Raw genomic sequence first — 14,681 nt, 5'->3', positions numbered from 1 at the left:
TTTCTGACTCATCAATCTTAATACTTCGCAGTTTACCTGAAAATCTGTCAATGCCACATATTTTGCTGATAATTAGCTGATTTTCTCATTCATTCGCTTAAAAAACGTTCGATTTGATGCAATTCCGTCAGCAAAACGTGTTGGCTCAGGCAACCTATACCCTTTTAGACACTGCCTAACCCATTCTAAGGAAGACGAAAAACCGACTTTATGTCCCGGAGAAACATATAATGGTTTGCAGCGTTTTTTGCTCCGCAGCACCCAACCAAGTTGATTTTCACCTGCCATTAACGGCTGAACACTTTCGGGGTCTTCATTTAACTCATCGGCATCACCACATAAACGGCTTTTTGCTACACCAATTGTGGCAATGTTCGCTTGTAACCCAAAATGGCAGGCAACACCAAACCGTCGAGGGTGTGCAATCCCTTGTCCATCCACAAGCACTAATTCAGGTTTATTTTGTATTTTTTCCCACGCGGCCATTAGGCCAGGTACTTCGCGAAAAGAAAGTAACCCCGGTATATAAGGCAATTGCGTCGGTATTCTTGCTATTTGATACTCAACAAGTTCTAGCTGTGGCCAAGAGAGTACAGCCACCACAGCACGCGTAATCGCACCTTGCTGCTCAAAGCCCACATCCGCCCCACCAATCAGTTTGAGGGGAGGAAATTCATCATGCAAAATGATTTTTGAGGCTTGGCTAGTTTGTTCTGTTCGTAACCGTTGGGTATCTAAAACCATCATGCGTCCATTGCTTATGAGATTTAATTATTCTTAATCATAGATGATAATGGTGTACTTACAAGATCCTATAAATACACCATAAATCAAGAACATCAATAAATGATAATTATTGATGATATTGGCGGGATAAACGGTGAACAGCATCCACAAATGCACCTGCATGCTCAGGTGGAACATCCTGATGGATACCATGGCCTAAATTGAATACATGCCCTTCACCTTGACCGAAGCCCGACAGAATATTTTGTACTTCTTCTTCTATACGCGCAGGTGGTGCGTACAACATGGATGGGTCCATATTTCCTTGCAGGGCAACTTTATCACCAACACGACGACGAGCATCGGCAATTTCAGTCGTCCAATCAAGGCCTAATGCATCACAACCCGTTGCTGCCATTTCTTCTAACCACTGACCGCCACCTTTAGTGAATAAGGTCACAGGCACACGGCGACCATCATTTTCACGAATTAAGCCATCAATAATTTTATGCATATAATTCAGTGAAAACTGTAAATAATCACGCTTAGTTAATACGCCACCCCATGTATCAAAAATCATCACAGACTGTGCACCAGCACGAATTTGCGCATTCAAGTATAAAATGACGCTATCTGCCAGTTTATCCAATAACAAATGCAATGAATTCGGATCTTCGTACATCATCTTTTTGATTTTAGTGAAGGCTTTGCTGCTACCGCCTTCCACCATATAAGTCGCCAGAGTCCACGGACTACCAGAGAAACCAATGAGTGGCACATTACCGTTAAGGGCTTTGCGTATGGCACGAACGGCGTCCATCACATAACCAAGTTCCATTTCAGGATCAGGGATAGGGATATTTTTTACATCCGTTGCGCTCATAATCGGTTTATGGAAACGCGGGCCTTCTCCCGTTTCAAAATATAGCCCAAGCCCCATTGCATCAGGGATGGTAAGAATATCAGAAAATAAAATTGCAGCGTCTAATGGAAAACGACGTAATGGCTGCAATGTTACTTCACAAGCCAATTCGGTGTTTTTGCACAGAGCAATAAAATCACCAGCTTCCGCGCGTGTTGCTTTATATTCAGGCAGGTAACGCCCTGCTTGACGCATCATCCATACAGGGGTCACATCTACAGGCTGACGTAGCAAAGCACGTAGATAGCGGTCATTTTTTAACTCAGTCATTATTTACTCCATTATTATAAGTGGCCGCCGCAAGTGGCTAAGAGCGAAGTTCATTATTGTATCATGTTAATGATAACAATATCAGCGCTGTGCTATTCGCCCGTTTCATATTCACTTTGACGACACAATGCGACCGTATCTTCAATCAAACGCCTAGCTATTGTATCTGCCGGTGGGATCAACGGTAAATCATCGTAATGATACCAATTTGCACTCACCAGTTCCTTCGGGTCGACTTTAATATCACCACTCTCATAGTCCGCAAGAAACCCCATCATTAAGGAATGAGGAAAAGGCCAAGGCTGTGAAGAAACATAGCGGATATTTTTTACTTTAATATGGCTCTCTTCCATGACTTCGCGCATGACTGCTTCTTCTAACGTTTCGCCAACCTCGACAAAACCAGCAAGAACCGTAAATAACGGGTTTTGCGAATGGCGTCGGTGCTGAGCTAATAGAATATGGTCATCACGGCGGATCCCCACGATAATGCAAGGGGCGATCTGCGGGTAATAACGCTCATGACAATGATCACACAAACATGCCCACTCTGTTTCACTATGGCGCATTGCGGTACCGCAATAGCCACAATAGCGGTGAGAGCGATAGAATTCTGCTAATTGCACACCTCGCCCAGCGAGGCGAAATAAGCCTTCATCTTGCGCAGCAACAATACGGGGAGAAGCCATATCTGATGGCATTTTTTCGGCTATCAACCAGACGATTTCCCCTTGCCACTCACCAATGGGTGTTGCTGTTTTTCCTTCTAACAAATAGTCCTTTGCCATACCTCGAGGAATGTCTCCATGAGGTAACCACAAACGCCCGGAAAAACAGATAAACCACCAACCACTTTCTGTTCCTGATAATTTTAACTTATTCATTTTTCACGTCTTTTGTCAGTTTTTATTGTCGGTAAAATAAATCTATTAATGACACAATATACTTTTTTGACACAAAGTCATTCAAACGTTTGTTTCATTGTTTTTCTTTAGCAATTTTGACACTTTTTAGACGTTCCATTCCATAAAATGTCTAAAAACTGTCATAAAAGGATCAACTAACTGTCACGTCTTAAAATTAGGATGCTAAGTAACCAATACGGTTCACCGTTCTTCAAAAGTGAGAAAATAATGAAAACTATCGTTCCTGCGATTTTACTATCATTGACCGCATCCAGTGTGACATTAGCTGCCGAGACTAATTTAACAGAATTAATCAATGCAGCGAAAAAAGAAGGACAAGTTTACAGCGTTGGGATGCCTGATACTTGGGCGAACTGGAAAGGAACTTGGCAAGACTTAGCAACACAATATGGCTTGAAGCATCAAGATACCGATATGAGTTCCGCCCAAGAAATTGCCAAATTTGCTGCTGAAAAAAATAATGCGACAGCAGATATTGGTGATGTCGGTGCTTCTTTTGGGCCTGTTGCCGTGCTAAAAGGAGTAACTCAGCCTTATAAACCAACAACTTGGTCACAAATTCCTGATTGGGCAAAAGATAAAGACGGTCATTGGGCTTTAGCCTATACGGGGTCTATCGCTTTTATGATCAATAATGATTTAGTAAAAGATGCACCGAAAAGCTGGGATGACCTACTCAAAGGGAAATATAAAGTCACCGTTGGGGATGTTGGCATCGCTGCACAAGCGAATAACGCTGTACTGGCTGCTGCATTTGCGCGTGGTGGGGATGAAAACAACCTAAAGCCTGCCATTGAATTTTTTGCTGAACTCGCCAAACAAAAACGCCTATCCGTTAATGACCCAACTGTCGCAAATATCGAAAAAGGTGAAGTCGAAGTTGGCATATTATGGGACTTTAACGCACTGAATTACCGTGATCAGATCAATCGCGATCGCTTTACGGTTGTGATCCCATCTGATGGCTCTGTAATTTCAGGTTACACCACTATCATCAATAAATTTGCCAAAAACCCTAACGCAGCGAAGCTAGCTCGTGAGTTTATTTTCAGTGATAAAGGGCAAATTAACCTTGCTGAAGGTTATGCACGACCAATTCGTGCACAATATTTAACGTTACCTGATGATATTAAAGCCAAATTATTACCTGAAGAACAGTATAAAAATGTTCAGCCAATTAAAAATGCTGAAGGTTGGGAAAAGTCATCTCGTAATCTCCCTAAAATGTGGCAACAGCAAGTTTTGATCCACCAGCAGTAATTTAATGAATTGATTTTAGGAAAAATTAATGTCTGAAAAAGTCATACTTGTTGTCCTAGACGGTTTAAGTTATTCAGTAGCCCATCACTGTATGGGCTATCTCAACGGCTTAGTCAAAGCCGACAGCGCAACATGTTACCAATTAGAGTGTGAGCTTCCTTCGATGTCTCGTCCTTTATATGAATGCATACTAACAGGCGTTCCTCCGATCAAAAGCGGTATTGTGAATAACCAAATTGTCCGTTTATCCCATTTTGACAGCATATTTTCTCTCGCGCGCCTTGCCGGCAAAACGACCGCTGCCGCTGCTTATTATTGGGTGAGTGAACTGTATAACCGGGCACCTTTTGTTGCCTTACGAGACCGTTTCACCCACGATGATTCACTCGCTATCCAACACGGCTGCTTTTATCAAGCAGACCATTACCCTGATGACCATTTATTTGTCGATGCGGAATATTTACGGACTCAATTTAACCCTGATTTTTTATTGATCCACCCTATGAACATAGATGATACAGGGCATAAGTTTGGCTTTGATTCCCCACAATACCGTAATGCAGCACGCCATGCAGATATTATCCTGTCGAATTATATTCCTACATGGGTTGAGCAAGGTTATCAAATTCTGATCACGAGTGACCATGGGATGAACAATGATCGTAGCCATGGTGGAACGCTCCCCGAAGAGTGCTTAGTACCATTGTTTGTGATCGGCTCGCAGTTTTCTCATCAACCCTGCAATATTGAGCAAACTGCAATTTGCGGAACCATTTGTCACTTACTTGGTGCCAACTCTCTCGATAAACCAGTTTGTGATGCGCTGTTACGAGGAGATTTGTAATGGCTGATATCCCTGCTCCCTGTGAACAGACATACCAACAACAGGGAAAAACTGCCATGTTGAAAAAATGTTTTGCTCGTTTTCACTGGCGAGCCGCACTGCTACTTTTGCCATTCTTTGTGTTGTTTAGTCTATTCCAAATCGCCCCAATGATTTGGGTGCTCATTAATAGCTTTATCTACGAAGAAACATGGTCATTCGGTAACTATCTTGAAGTATTCAATAATGATTTTTACTTGCAAGCGTTTGAAAACACGTTATGGCTTTCCGTTATTTGTAGTGTGATTGGCTTATTGATTTCCAGTATCACGGCATTTTCCATTTATAAAATGCAAGGGAAAATTCGCCGAATAATGATCTCCTTCACCACCATGGCCAGCAATTTCAGCGGGGTTCCCCTTGCTTTCGCATTCATTATTATTTTGGGCTTCAATGGGGCGATTACCTTACAACTCAAATCATGGGGAATTATCGAAGATTTTAATATATACAGCGCAAGTGGCTTGATGCTGTTGTATGTGTATTTTCAGATCCCATTAGGTGTGTTGTTGCTCTACCCCGCCTTTGACGCACTAAAACCGGAGTGGGAAGACGCAGCGAAAACGATGGGTGCAAGTAAGCTAACCTATTGGTTGAAAGTCGCTATTCCAGTGCTTTCTCCTGCTTTACTTGGCACTTTTATTATCCTAATTGCGAATGCAATGGGCGCATACGCCAGTACTTATGCGTTAACGAGTGGTAATTACAACCTTGTGACTATCCGAATTGCCAGTTTAGTTTCCGGTGATTTATTTCTCGAGCCGAATATGGCTGCTGCGTTATCAATGCTACTTATCGCTATCTTAGCTTTTATAACTGCCATCCATCATTGGTTAATCAAGCGGAGCTACCATGCAAAATAATAATGCGATTAGCCCAGCCATAACCAATGGCAATAAATCCTCTGGGTTATGGCTGCATAAATTAGTACTAATCTGTGTTGCTAGCTTATTAGCGCTACCGATTATCGCCACATTTTTGTATTCCATCGCAACCTCTTGGGGGGCCACAGTGCTACCTGACGCCTTGTCCATAAAATGGTATCTACAATTATGGCAAGACCCGCGTTTTCTTATGGCGTTTGGTCGTTCATTGATTATTTGCTTTGGTACATTACTGGTTAGCACATTAATTATTTTACCGATGACGTTTGCCGTATTTTATCGGTTCCCCAAACTCAAAGGGATAATGGATTTACTGATTATTTTACCCTTTGCGATCCCACCGGTGGTCTCATCGGTAGGTTTGTTGCAAATATTTGCTGATGAACCATTCATGTTAGTTGGCACACCTTGGATCCTGATTGGTACCTATTTCACCATCACGTTACCTTTTATGTATCGTGCGCTTGCGAATAGCTTCCAAGGCATTAATTTGCAAGACTTAATGGATGCTGCACATTTACTCGGTGCCAGTACATTCCAAGCCTTCATGATGATTGTGTTACCGAATATTCGCAAAGGTATGTTGGTTTCATTATTAATTTCATTTTCATTTTTAATGGGTGAATTTGTGTTTGCCAATATCCTTGTGGGAACACGTTATGAAACTTTGCAAATCTATCTTTTCAATATGCGACAAACCAGCGGACACTTCACTTCTGCCCTGGTGATGTCTTATTTTCTATTTACCTTATTGCTGACGTGGTTAGCAATGCGATTAAATCGTTCAGGAGATGAATGATGAGTTATGTTATTGCAGAAAATTTAGCCAAATCTTTTGGCACTAATCAGGTATTTGCTGATATTCAATTTACTATCGAAAAAGGTGAATTTATTACCCTACTAGGGCCAAGTGGTTGCGGAAAGTCTACCTTATTACGCTGTATTGCAGGGCTTGAACAACTTAATCATGGTGAACTTTATATTAATCGCCAGAATGTAACCCACCAAGCCGCGCAACAACGCGGAGTGGGTATGGTGTTCCAAAGTTATGCTTTATTTCCCAATATGACTGTGGTTGACAATATCGCGTTTGGTTTAAAAATGCGTAAAATTGATAGCCAAGCGAGATCTAAAGCAGTCGCTGAAGTGATTGAATTAGTTGAATTGCAAGGCAAAGAACAACAATTTCCCCATCAACTGTCAGGGGGGCAGCGCCAACGCGTTGCGCTAGCAAGAGCATTGGTGATGAAACCGCAAATTTTGTTACTTGATGAGCCGCTTTCCGCTCTTGATGCACGCATTCGCAAGCACTTGCGCCAGCAAATCCGCCAAATTCAACGTGAGTTAGGCTTAACCACAATTTTTGTTACTCATGATCAAGATGAAGCGATGATTATGTCTGATCGTATTTTTCTTATGAATAAAGGCCAGATAGTACAAAGTGGTACAGCTGAGAATATTTATACCCAACCAGCAACAGAGTTTGTTGCTCGGTTTATGGGGCATTACAACCTTGTTGATTCAGAAAAAGCCAATACAATGCTAGGCCTTGATTTGCAAGGCACATTGGCTATCCGTCCTGAGTCTATATATGTCAAAGAAGCTGGCCGACAGTATGGTAGCCATATTTCTCACCCTGTTGATGCCGTGATATTGGATCATCAGTTGCTCGGCAATATCATTCGTTATAGTGTGAATACCCCCGCAGGTGACATGACCGTGGATTTACTTAACCGCTCATCTGAGCGTTTATTTGAACCAGGAACTCACCTTGAACTTATGTTTAATAAAAATGAAATTCGCACACTTAGTTAATCAGTGAATAGGAATATAATGCAAAACCAACTGGCCATTTTTGATTTAGATGATACGTTAATTCAAGGTGATAGTAGCGTATTGTGGACACAATATCTGTGGGACAGGCAAATTATCAGTGACCCACAGTTTGTGGAAGCGGATAAAGCCATGATGGCGCAATATAATGCAGGCACATTAGATATGCCGACTTACTTACGTTTTAACCTGCAGACTCTCGCCAATGTGAAAGCTGATCAAGTGGATATCTGGTTGGATGATTTTGTACAAAGTGTGATTTTACCGCGAGTCTACCCTGAAGCGATTAGAACGATCGCACATTATCGAGCCAAAGGGATCCCCATTATTGTGATCTCCGCAACGGTTTCATTTATTGTGAAAAAGATTGCGGATCAACTGGGTGCAGACGTCGCCATGGGGATCGATATCAAGCAACAAGATGGCTGCTACACCACAGAAATCGACGGTATACCAACCTTTAAAGAAGGCAAAGTCAAACGCCTATTAGGCTGGATACGCTACCAGCCAATCACTGATGCCTATGTTTATTTTTATACTGACTCTGCTAATGACTTACCTATGTGTCAATTTGCTGACGAAACCTTTATCGTCAACGGTGACCCTCGCCTCCTCCAAGCCGCCAATGAAAACAACTGGCCGCAATATCAGTGGAATTTATAAATCTTATTTTTATCTCAGCCTTGATTTCAATTTTTTAGGTTTTAACTAACTTGCCTTTCAAAGGTTCCTCTAAATTATTCGTGCTAGAGGAAGGAGATGAATAGAATTATCCCGATAAGCATACATAGTATGTGACTTGGGGAGCCGAGTGCAGCCAACGCACTTATCGCGCGAAGAATGACGAGGAAATAGTCTTATTCCACTTTGATTTCCTCTTTCCTCTAAATTATTCAAGTGAGAAGAAGACGGCAAACAAGGATATCCCAAGGAGCATACATAAGTATGTGACTTGGGGAGCCGAGTGCAGCCAACGCACTTATCGCTTGAAGAATAACGAGGAAAGCTTATACTGAAACCTCTTGTCGGAGTGCCTAGCATGCAATGCATCAGGCTGAGACCGTTAATTCGGGATCCGCGGAACCTGATCGGGTTAATACCCGCGAAGGGAACAAGAGTAATCACTCAGCGTCATTTCACCCCATTAGATTTGGTGAAAAATTCAGCGCAAGCCTTTTTATTACTCCTCCGAACTCCTGACAAGCAACTTTCTTTCGATAAACCCGCTACACACTAAACTGTGATAGCCGTGACAATGTCAGGAAATTGCTATGTCCAATAATACAGAACAAAATATCATCCCTACTGCTGATTTATCGCCACAAGCAGCACCCGCTCGCACCCGTAAAGCTCAACGTGATGCCGCTGAAAATTTTATTAATACCGTTTCTGGCGTTTCGTTTCCTAATTCACAGCGCATTTATTTACAAGGTTCTAGAGACGATATCCAAGTCCCGATGCGAGAAATCCAACTCTCTCAAACCTTGATCGGGGGCGATAAAGACAACCCACAATTTGAAGATAACGAACCTGTTCCTATCTATGATACATCTGGCCCTTACGGCGACCCAGTCTCTGAATTAAATGTCCATAAAGGCCTTAAAAAAATTCGTGCGCCATGGATAAGTGAACGTGCTGATACCGTACCTGTCGAAAATTTAAGCTCCGATTTTACCCAACAACGTCTTGCTGATGCAGGCCTTGACCATCTGCGCTTTAACAACCGCCCCCACCCATTAAAAGCCCAACCTAACAAATGTGTTACCCAATTACACTATGCACGAAAAGGTATCGTAACCCCTGAAATGGAGTTTATTGCCATCCGTGAAAATATGGGGCGTGAACGCATTCGTGGCGAAGTTTTATTACAACAACACCCAGGCCAAAGCTTTGGCGCAAATTTACCGGAAAATATTACCCCTGAATTTGTTCGCCAAGAAGTGGCTGCGGGCCGCGCCATCATCCCTGCTAATATTAACCATCCCGAATCAGAACCGATGATCATTGGCCGTAATTTCTTGGTTAAAGTGAATGCCAACATTGGTAACTCCTCGGTCACTTCCTCCATTGAAGAGGAAGTGGAAAAACTGATTTGGTCGACGCGTTGGGGCGCAGATACGGTCATGGATTTATCCACTGGCCGTTATATTCACGAAACTCGCGAATGGATTTTACGTAATAGCCCTGTGCCGATTGGTACAGTACCTATCTACCAAGCACTCGAAAAAGTGAACGGTGTCGCCGAAAATCTCACATGGGAAATGTTCCGTGACACATTATTAGAGCAAGCCGAGCAAGGGGTCGATTACTTCACTATCCATGCTGGCGTATTACTACGCTATGTGCCAATGACCGCTAAACGCCTAACGGGGATTGTTTCTCGTGGTGGTTCTATCATGGCTAAATGGTGTTTATCTCATCACCAAGAAAACTTTTTATATGAAAACTTCCGCGAAATTTGTGAAATTTGTGCCGCTTACGACGTTTCCTTATCATTAGGGGATGGCCTGCGCCCAGGTTCAATCCAAGACGCCAACGATGAAGCACAATTTGCCGAATTACATACCCTTGGTGAGTTAACCAAAATTGCGTGGGAATATGATGTTCAAGTGATGATCGAAGGCCCTGGTCACGTGCCAATGCAGATGATCCGCCGTAATATGACGGAAGAGTTGGAGCACTGCCACGAAGCGCCATTCTATACATTAGGTCCTCTAACGACGGATATCGCACCAGGTTATGACCATTTTACCTCTGGGATTGGTGCGGCCATGATCGGCTGGTTTGGTTGTGCAATGCTGTGCTACGTCACCCCGAAAGAACATTTGGGTTTACCAAACAAAGACGATGTTAAACAAGGGCTAATCACTTATAAGATCGCAGCCCACGCCGCTGACCTTGCCAAAGGCCATCCAGGTGCGCAAATTCGTGATAATGCCATGTCCAAGGCACGTTTTGAGTTCCGTTGGGAAGACCAATTTAACTTGGCATTAGACCCTGAAACTGCTCGCAAATATCACGATGAAACCTTGCCACAAGCTTCTGGAAAAATTGCCCATTTCTGCTCAATGTGCGGACCGAAATTCTGTTCGATGAAGATTTCCCAAGAAGTCCGTGATTACGCTGCCCAAAAAGAAGCCACTGAAAAAGAAGCGGGTATGGAACAGATGTCAGAGGCCTTTCGTGCTCACGGCAGCGAACTGTACCATGGCGCAGAGATTGTGAATACAGAGGTCACTGATAATGAAAAAATCGCCTAACGCTATTATCACGCCAACGTCACCCTTTCCAGAGACCGAACAACGCCTTGGGCTTTACCCTGTCGTTGATTCCGTTGAATGGATTGAACGCCTGCTTAATGCAGGTGTTTCCACAATCCAATTGCGCATCAAAGACAAAGCAGATGCCGATGTGCGTGATGATATTCAAAAAGCCATCGCTTTGGGTAAAAAGCATAACGCGCGGTTATTTATCAATGACTACTGGCGCTTAGCGGTTGAATTCGGTGCTTATGGCGTACATTTGGGCCAAGAAGATTTAGAAACGACCGACTTACTGGCAATACACCAAGCTGGGCTACGGTTAGGAATATCAACGCATGATGAGCATGAACTGGCTATCGCAAAATCTGTGCGTCCTTCTTACATTGCGATGGGGCATATCTTTCCAACACAAACCAAAGAGATGCCATCTTCACCTCAGGGCTTGGAAACACTTAAAGCCATGGTGGAAGCCACGCCTGATTACCCAACGGTCGCCATTGGGGGGATTTCCATTGAGAAAGTCCCCGCAGTGCTAGCAACTGGAGTGGGCAGCGTCGCGCTGGTCAGTGCGATCACCAAAGCCGATGATTGGCGCGCTGCAACAGAAACCTTGCTGAATTTAATTGAGCAAAATTACGCCAACTAGTCGATTTTTAATCACAAAATTAGCCCTGTTTTATCATCATAAAAACAGGGTTAGTGATGATTTGAGGAATTCAATCATGTTAAGTGACCAAGAATTCATGCGTTACAGCCGCCAGCTATTACTTGAAGACATCAGCCCCGAGGGGCAACAAAAACTGAAAAATAGCAAAGTCCTCATTGTCGGCTTAGGGGGTTTAGGCTCACCCGCTTCCCTTTATTTAACTGGTGCTGGTGTCGGCGAATTGTGGTTAGCTGACCACGATGATTTACATGTTTCTAATTTACAACGACAAGTTCTTTACGATACAGACAACATTTCCCAATCTAAAGCACAGCTTGCCGCAGATAGATTGCATCAACTCAATCCGTTGGTAAAAACCCATGTTGTCGCACAGAAGTTGGATGTTGAGACGTTAATTCCCTTAGCTGAACAAGTCGATTTAGTCCTTGATTGCTGCGATAACATGGCCACCCGTCACGCGGTCAATGCCGCTTGTGTCATGACCAATACCCCCTTAGTTAGCGGTAGTGCGGTTGGGTTTGGTGGCCAATTAATGGTGTTAGAGCCGCCATTTAGTACGGGTTGCTACGCCTGCTTATACCCCGACCAAAATGAACCCGAACGCAATTGCCGAACGGCTGGTGTACTTGGCCCCGTCGTCGGGGTGATCGGGACTTTACAATCACTGGAAGCCATCAAATTACTCGTCGGCCTTCCCTCTTCACTGAGCGGTAAACTGCGTTTATTCGATGGTAAGCAGCAACAATGGAATACATTGCAATTAACGCCATCATTGCAATGTCCAATCTGTCGGGAAGAAACATGCATATCATAATTAACGACCAACCCATGGAATTCGACGCCCCACTGACGGTTAATCAATTATTTTCCACTCTCAACCGCCCTATAGTGGGAACCGCACTTGCTATCAACCAAGTGATCATTCCTAAAAGTCAGTGGGATTCACATCTCATTAATGACCAAGACAATATCTTGTTATTTCAAGCTATCGCTGGGGGCTAATGATGTTAAAGATCGCAGATTTAACTTTTCACTCACGCCTGTTTACTGGAACAGGTAAATTTGCCAGCGCCAACCTAATGCAAGATGCCATTGCGGCCTCAGGCAGTCAATTAGTGACAATGGCAATGAAACGTATTGACTTACGTGGGCAAGATGATGGCATTCTACAACCTCTGCAAGAACTGGGTGTGAAACTATTACCGAATACGTCAGGGGCGAAAAATGCCCAAGAGGCGGTGTTTGCTGCGCGCCTAGCTCGAGAAGCCCTCGGTACTCATTGGGTCAAACTCGAAATTCATCCAGATATGCGTTATTTGCTACCGGATCCCATTGAGACATTACTCGCCGCAGAGCAGCTCGTTAAAGAGGGATTTGTTGTATTGCCTTATTGCAGCGCAGACCCGGTGTTATGCCGTCGTTTAGAAGAGGTTGGCTGTGCTGCTGTTATGCCATTAGGGGCACCGATTGGCACAAACAAAGGCTTAGCAACTAAAGAAATGCTTCGTATCATTATTGAACAAGCTTCTGTGCCAGTCGTCGTCGATGCGGGAATCGGTGCTCCAAGCCATGCGGCAGAAGCGATTGAAATGGGGGCGGATGCCGTTTTAGTTAATACTGCAATCGCGGTAGCGAAGCAACCTGTACTTATGGCAAAAGCGTTTAAATTGGCTGTCGAAGCAGCTGAATTGGCCTATCAAAGTGGGTTAGCTGCACCGAAGCAACAGGCGAAAGCATCCAGTCCGTTAACCAGTTTCTTAGGGGCCTTATCATGATCCCAAGTTTCCAAGAACGCTTACAAGCGCTGGATTGGGACGATACGACACTGCGGATAAACAGTAAAACCGCTGTCGATGTGGAACACGCTTTGGCGGCAGACATACTCACACTCGATGATTTTATGGCACTGCTTTCCCCTGCTGCCCGTCCCTATATTGAACTAATGGCACAAAAGGCTCAGAAGCTCACCCGCCAGCGCTTTGGCCATGCCGTTGGATTTTACGTGCCACTTTATTTATCGAACTTATGCGCAAATGATTGTACTTATTGCGGTTTTTCGATGAGTAATAAAATCAAACGTAAAACCCTAAATGACGACGAAATCATTAATGAGTGCGAAACCATTCGCAAAATTGGTTTTGATAGCTTATTGCTGGTCACCGGAGAACACCAAAGTAAAGTGGGTATGGACTACTTTCGCCACACACTCCCCATCATTCGCCCTTATTTCAGTTCCTTAATGATGGAAGTGCAGCCATTAAGCACAGAGGAATATAAAGAGTTGAAAACGTTGGGGTTAGACGGTGTGATGGTCTATCAAGAAACCTACCATGAGCCCACCTATCAGCTACATCATCTCAAAGGTAAAAAGCAGGATTTTCACTGGCGCCTAGCCACTCCAGAGCGTTTAGGGGAAGCAGGTATAGATAAAATCGGCCTTGGTGCGTTAATTGGTTTATCAAACAGTTGGCGTACCGATTGCTATATGGTTGCAGAACATTTGTTGTACCTACAGCAATACTACTGGCAAAGTCGTTATTCTATCTCATTCCCTCGCTTGCGCCCTTGTGCGGGGGGCGTTGAACCGGCATCTCTGATGAGTGAGGCGGAATTAGTGCAATTAATTTGTGCTTTTCGCTTACTCGCACCGAATGTTGAGCTTTCCCTCTCAACCCGTGAATCACCTTATTTCCGTGATCACGTGGTGCCATTGGCAATTAACAACGTCAGTGCCGGCTCAAAAACCCAGCCGGGTGGCTATGCAGATACCAAAGAAGAGTTAGAACAGTTTTCCCCAAATGATAACCGCAGTGCTACACAAGTCGCACATGCCCTTGTGCAAGCCGGTTTACAGCCCGTTTGGAAAGATTGGGATAGCTATTTAGGCCGTTAAATCTTGCGGGCTAACGCGATGTTAGCCCGCAAGTAACGATCAGTAAATGAATTCATATATAGTTTAATATCATTCATACTGTGCTACTAATCATAAAATATGAGCAATACTTATTGCCATCACTAGGAAAAAATCAATCATATTTTTAACTTTT

15 protein-coding genes and 1 riboswitch are annotated in these 14,681 nt (G+C 43.7%); of the genes, 12 read left to right on the top strand and 3 right to left on the bottom strand.

Annotation, left to right across the window (positions count from 1 at the left end):
* Nucleotides 1-72 precede the first annotated feature (72 nt).
* The 3 genes from nfi to nudC all read right to left on the bottom strand — a co-directional run bounded on the left by nfi (nucleotide 73) and on the right by nudC (nucleotide 2,802).
* The gene (gene nfi / locus M0M83_RS01900) at nucleotides 73-744 is read right to left on the bottom strand and encodes a deoxyribonuclease V (RefSeq protein WP_125895137.1); all 672 of its coding nucleotides are present in this window, start codon (nucleotides 742-744) and stop codon (nucleotides 73-75) included.
* Nucleotides 745-853: 109 nt separating this feature from the next.
* Nucleotides 854-1,918, bottom strand: a complete 1,065-nt coding sequence (gene hemE, locus M0M83_RS01895) for a uroporphyrinogen decarboxylase (RefSeq protein WP_125895123.1) — start codon at nucleotides 1,916-1,918, stop codon at nucleotides 854-856.
* A 92-nt stretch (nucleotides 1,919-2,010) separates the two neighbouring features.
* Nucleotides 2,011-2,802, bottom strand: a complete 792-nt coding sequence (gene nudC, locus M0M83_RS01890) for an NAD(+) diphosphatase (RefSeq protein ID WP_102140167.1) — start codon at nucleotides 2,800-2,802, stop codon at nucleotides 2,011-2,013.
* 249 nt (nucleotides 2,803-3,051) lie between these two features.
* Between nudC and M0M83_RS01885 the strand changes: the two genes are divergently transcribed.
* The 12 genes from M0M83_RS01885 (at nucleotide 3,052) to thiH (ending at nucleotide 14,527) form a co-directional block, all read left to right on the top strand.
* Complete coding sequence (locus M0M83_RS01885) at nucleotides 3,052-4,104, top strand: ABC transporter substrate-binding protein (protein WP_125895121.1); 1,053 nt, start codon at nucleotides 3,052-3,054, stop codon at nucleotides 4,102-4,104.
* A 28-nt stretch (nucleotides 4,105-4,132) separates the two neighbouring features.
* Complete coding sequence (locus tag M0M83_RS01880) at nucleotides 4,133-4,948, top strand: alkaline phosphatase family protein (RefSeq protein WP_248467470.1); 816 nt, start codon at nucleotides 4,133-4,135, stop codon at nucleotides 4,946-4,948.
* A complete protein-coding gene (locus tag M0M83_RS01875; protein WP_125895116.1) occupies nucleotides 4,948-5,850 on the top strand; it encodes an ABC transporter permease in 903 nt (300 codons plus the stop codon). Before M0M83_RS01880 ends, M0M83_RS01875 begins: the two co-directional genes overlap by 1 nt.
* The gene (locus M0M83_RS01870; protein ID WP_248467468.1) at nucleotides 5,840-6,670 is read left to right on the top strand and encodes an ABC transporter permease; all 831 of its coding nucleotides are present in this window, start codon (nucleotides 5,840-5,842) and stop codon (nucleotides 6,668-6,670) included. Before M0M83_RS01875 ends, M0M83_RS01870 begins: the two co-directional genes overlap by 11 nt.
* The gene (locus M0M83_RS01865; protein WP_125895135.1) at nucleotides 6,670-7,686 is read left to right on the top strand and encodes an ABC transporter ATP-binding protein; all 1,017 of its coding nucleotides are present in this window, start codon (nucleotides 6,670-6,672) and stop codon (nucleotides 7,684-7,686) included. Before M0M83_RS01870 ends, M0M83_RS01865 begins: the two co-directional genes overlap by 1 nt.
* A gap of 18 nt (nucleotides 7,687-7,704) precedes the next feature.
* Nucleotides 7,705-8,367, top strand: a complete 663-nt coding sequence (locus M0M83_RS01860; RefSeq protein WP_213914527.1) for an HAD family hydrolase — start codon at nucleotides 7,705-7,707, stop codon at nucleotides 8,365-8,367.
* Nucleotides 8,368-8,720: 353 nt separating this feature from the next.
* A riboswitch (TPP riboswitch) is annotated at nucleotides 8,721-8,832 on the top strand.
* Between the two features lie 143 nt (nucleotides 8,833-8,975).
* Entirely contained in the window at nucleotides 8,976-10,964 is a 1,989-nt protein-coding gene (thiC, locus tag M0M83_RS01855; RefSeq protein ID WP_248467467.1) for a phosphomethylpyrimidine synthase ThiC, read from the top strand.
* Complete coding sequence (gene thiE, locus M0M83_RS01850; protein WP_213914525.1) at nucleotides 10,948-11,613, top strand: thiamine phosphate synthase; 666 nt, start codon at nucleotides 10,948-10,950, stop codon at nucleotides 11,611-11,613. The genes thiC and thiE overlap by 17 nt, the downstream gene beginning before the upstream one ends.
* Nucleotides 11,614-11,689: 76 nt before the next feature.
* Nucleotides 11,690-12,448 carry a HesA/MoeB/ThiF family protein gene (locus M0M83_RS01845; protein WP_125895107.1) on the top strand — a complete coding sequence of 253 codons (759 nt, stop codon included), beginning with the start codon at nucleotides 11,690-11,692 and terminating at the stop codon, nucleotides 12,446-12,448.
* Complete coding sequence (gene thiS, locus M0M83_RS01840; RefSeq protein WP_004264499.1) at nucleotides 12,436-12,636, top strand: sulfur carrier protein ThiS; 201 nt, start codon at nucleotides 12,436-12,438, stop codon at nucleotides 12,634-12,636. The genes M0M83_RS01845 and thiS overlap by 13 nt, the downstream gene beginning before the upstream one ends.
* 2 nt (nucleotides 12,637-12,638) lie before the next feature.
* Nucleotides 12,639-13,409: a thiazole synthase gene (locus M0M83_RS01835; protein ID WP_248468407.1), complete on the top strand. Its 771-nt coding sequence runs from the start codon at nucleotides 12,639-12,641 to the stop codon at nucleotides 13,407-13,409.
* Nucleotides 13,406-14,527: a 2-iminoacetate synthase ThiH gene (gene thiH / locus M0M83_RS01830; protein ID WP_248467466.1), complete on the top strand. Its 1,122-nt coding sequence runs from the start codon at nucleotides 13,406-13,408 to the stop codon at nucleotides 14,525-14,527. The genes M0M83_RS01835 and thiH overlap by 4 nt, the downstream gene beginning before the upstream one ends.
* Nucleotides 14,528-14,681: the final 154 nt, after the last annotated feature.

The sequence above is a fragment of the Providencia rettgeri genome (assembly GCF_023205015.1).
GTDB lineage: Bacteria > Pseudomonadota > Gammaproteobacteria > Enterobacterales > Enterobacteriaceae > Providencia > Providencia rettgeri_E.
The sequence above is the reverse complement of the archived record's forward strand: the minus strand, read 5'-3'. Positions and strand labels throughout refer to the sequence as shown.

Coding starts and splice junctions, on each gene's coding strand:
- M0M83_RS01835 (WP_248468407.1), top strand. CDS start 12,639: ATGTTAAAGATCGCAGATTTAACTTTTCACTCACGCCTGTTTACTGGA.
- M0M83_RS01865 (WP_125895135.1), top strand. CDS start 6,670: ATGAGTTATGTTATTGCAGAAAATTTAGCCAAATCTTTTGGCACTAAT.
- M0M83_RS01885 (WP_125895121.1), top strand. CDS start 3,052: ATGAAAACTATCGTTCCTGCGATTTTACTATCATTGACCGCATCCAGT.
- M0M83_RS01875 (WP_125895116.1), top strand. CDS start 4,948: ATGGCTGATATCCCTGCTCCCTGTGAACAGACATACCAACAACAGGGA.
- thiH (WP_248467466.1), top strand. CDS start 13,406: ATGATCCCAAGTTTCCAAGAACGCTTACAAGCGCTGGATTGGGACGAT.
- M0M83_RS01880 (WP_248467470.1), top strand. CDS start 4,133: ATGTCTGAAAAAGTCATACTTGTTGTCCTAGACGGTTTAAGTTATTCA.
- nfi (WP_125895137.1), bottom strand. CDS start 744: ATGGTTTTAGATACCCAACGGTTACGAACAGAACAAACTAGCCAAGCC.
- M0M83_RS01845 (WP_125895107.1), top strand. CDS start 11,690: ATGTTAAGTGACCAAGAATTCATGCGTTACAGCCGCCAGCTATTACTT.
- M0M83_RS01860 (WP_213914527.1), top strand. CDS start 7,705: ATGCAAAACCAACTGGCCATTTTTGATTTAGATGATACGTTAATTCAA.
- M0M83_RS01870 (WP_248467468.1), top strand. CDS start 5,840: ATGCAAAATAATAATGCGATTAGCCCAGCCATAACCAATGGCAATAAA.
- nudC (WP_102140167.1), bottom strand. CDS start 2,802: ATGAATAAGTTAAAATTATCAGGAACAGAAAGTGGTTGGTGGTTTATC.
- hemE (WP_125895123.1), bottom strand. CDS start 1,918: ATGACTGAGTTAAAAAATGACCGCTATCTACGTGCTTTGCTACGTCAG.
- thiE (WP_213914525.1), top strand. CDS start 10,948: ATGAAAAAATCGCCTAACGCTATTATCACGCCAACGTCACCCTTTCCA.
- thiC (WP_248467467.1), top strand. CDS start 8,976: ATGTCCAATAATACAGAACAAAATATCATCCCTACTGCTGATTTATCG.
- thiS (WP_004264499.1), top strand. CDS start 12,436: ATGCATATCATAATTAACGACCAACCCATGGAATTCGACGCCCCACTG.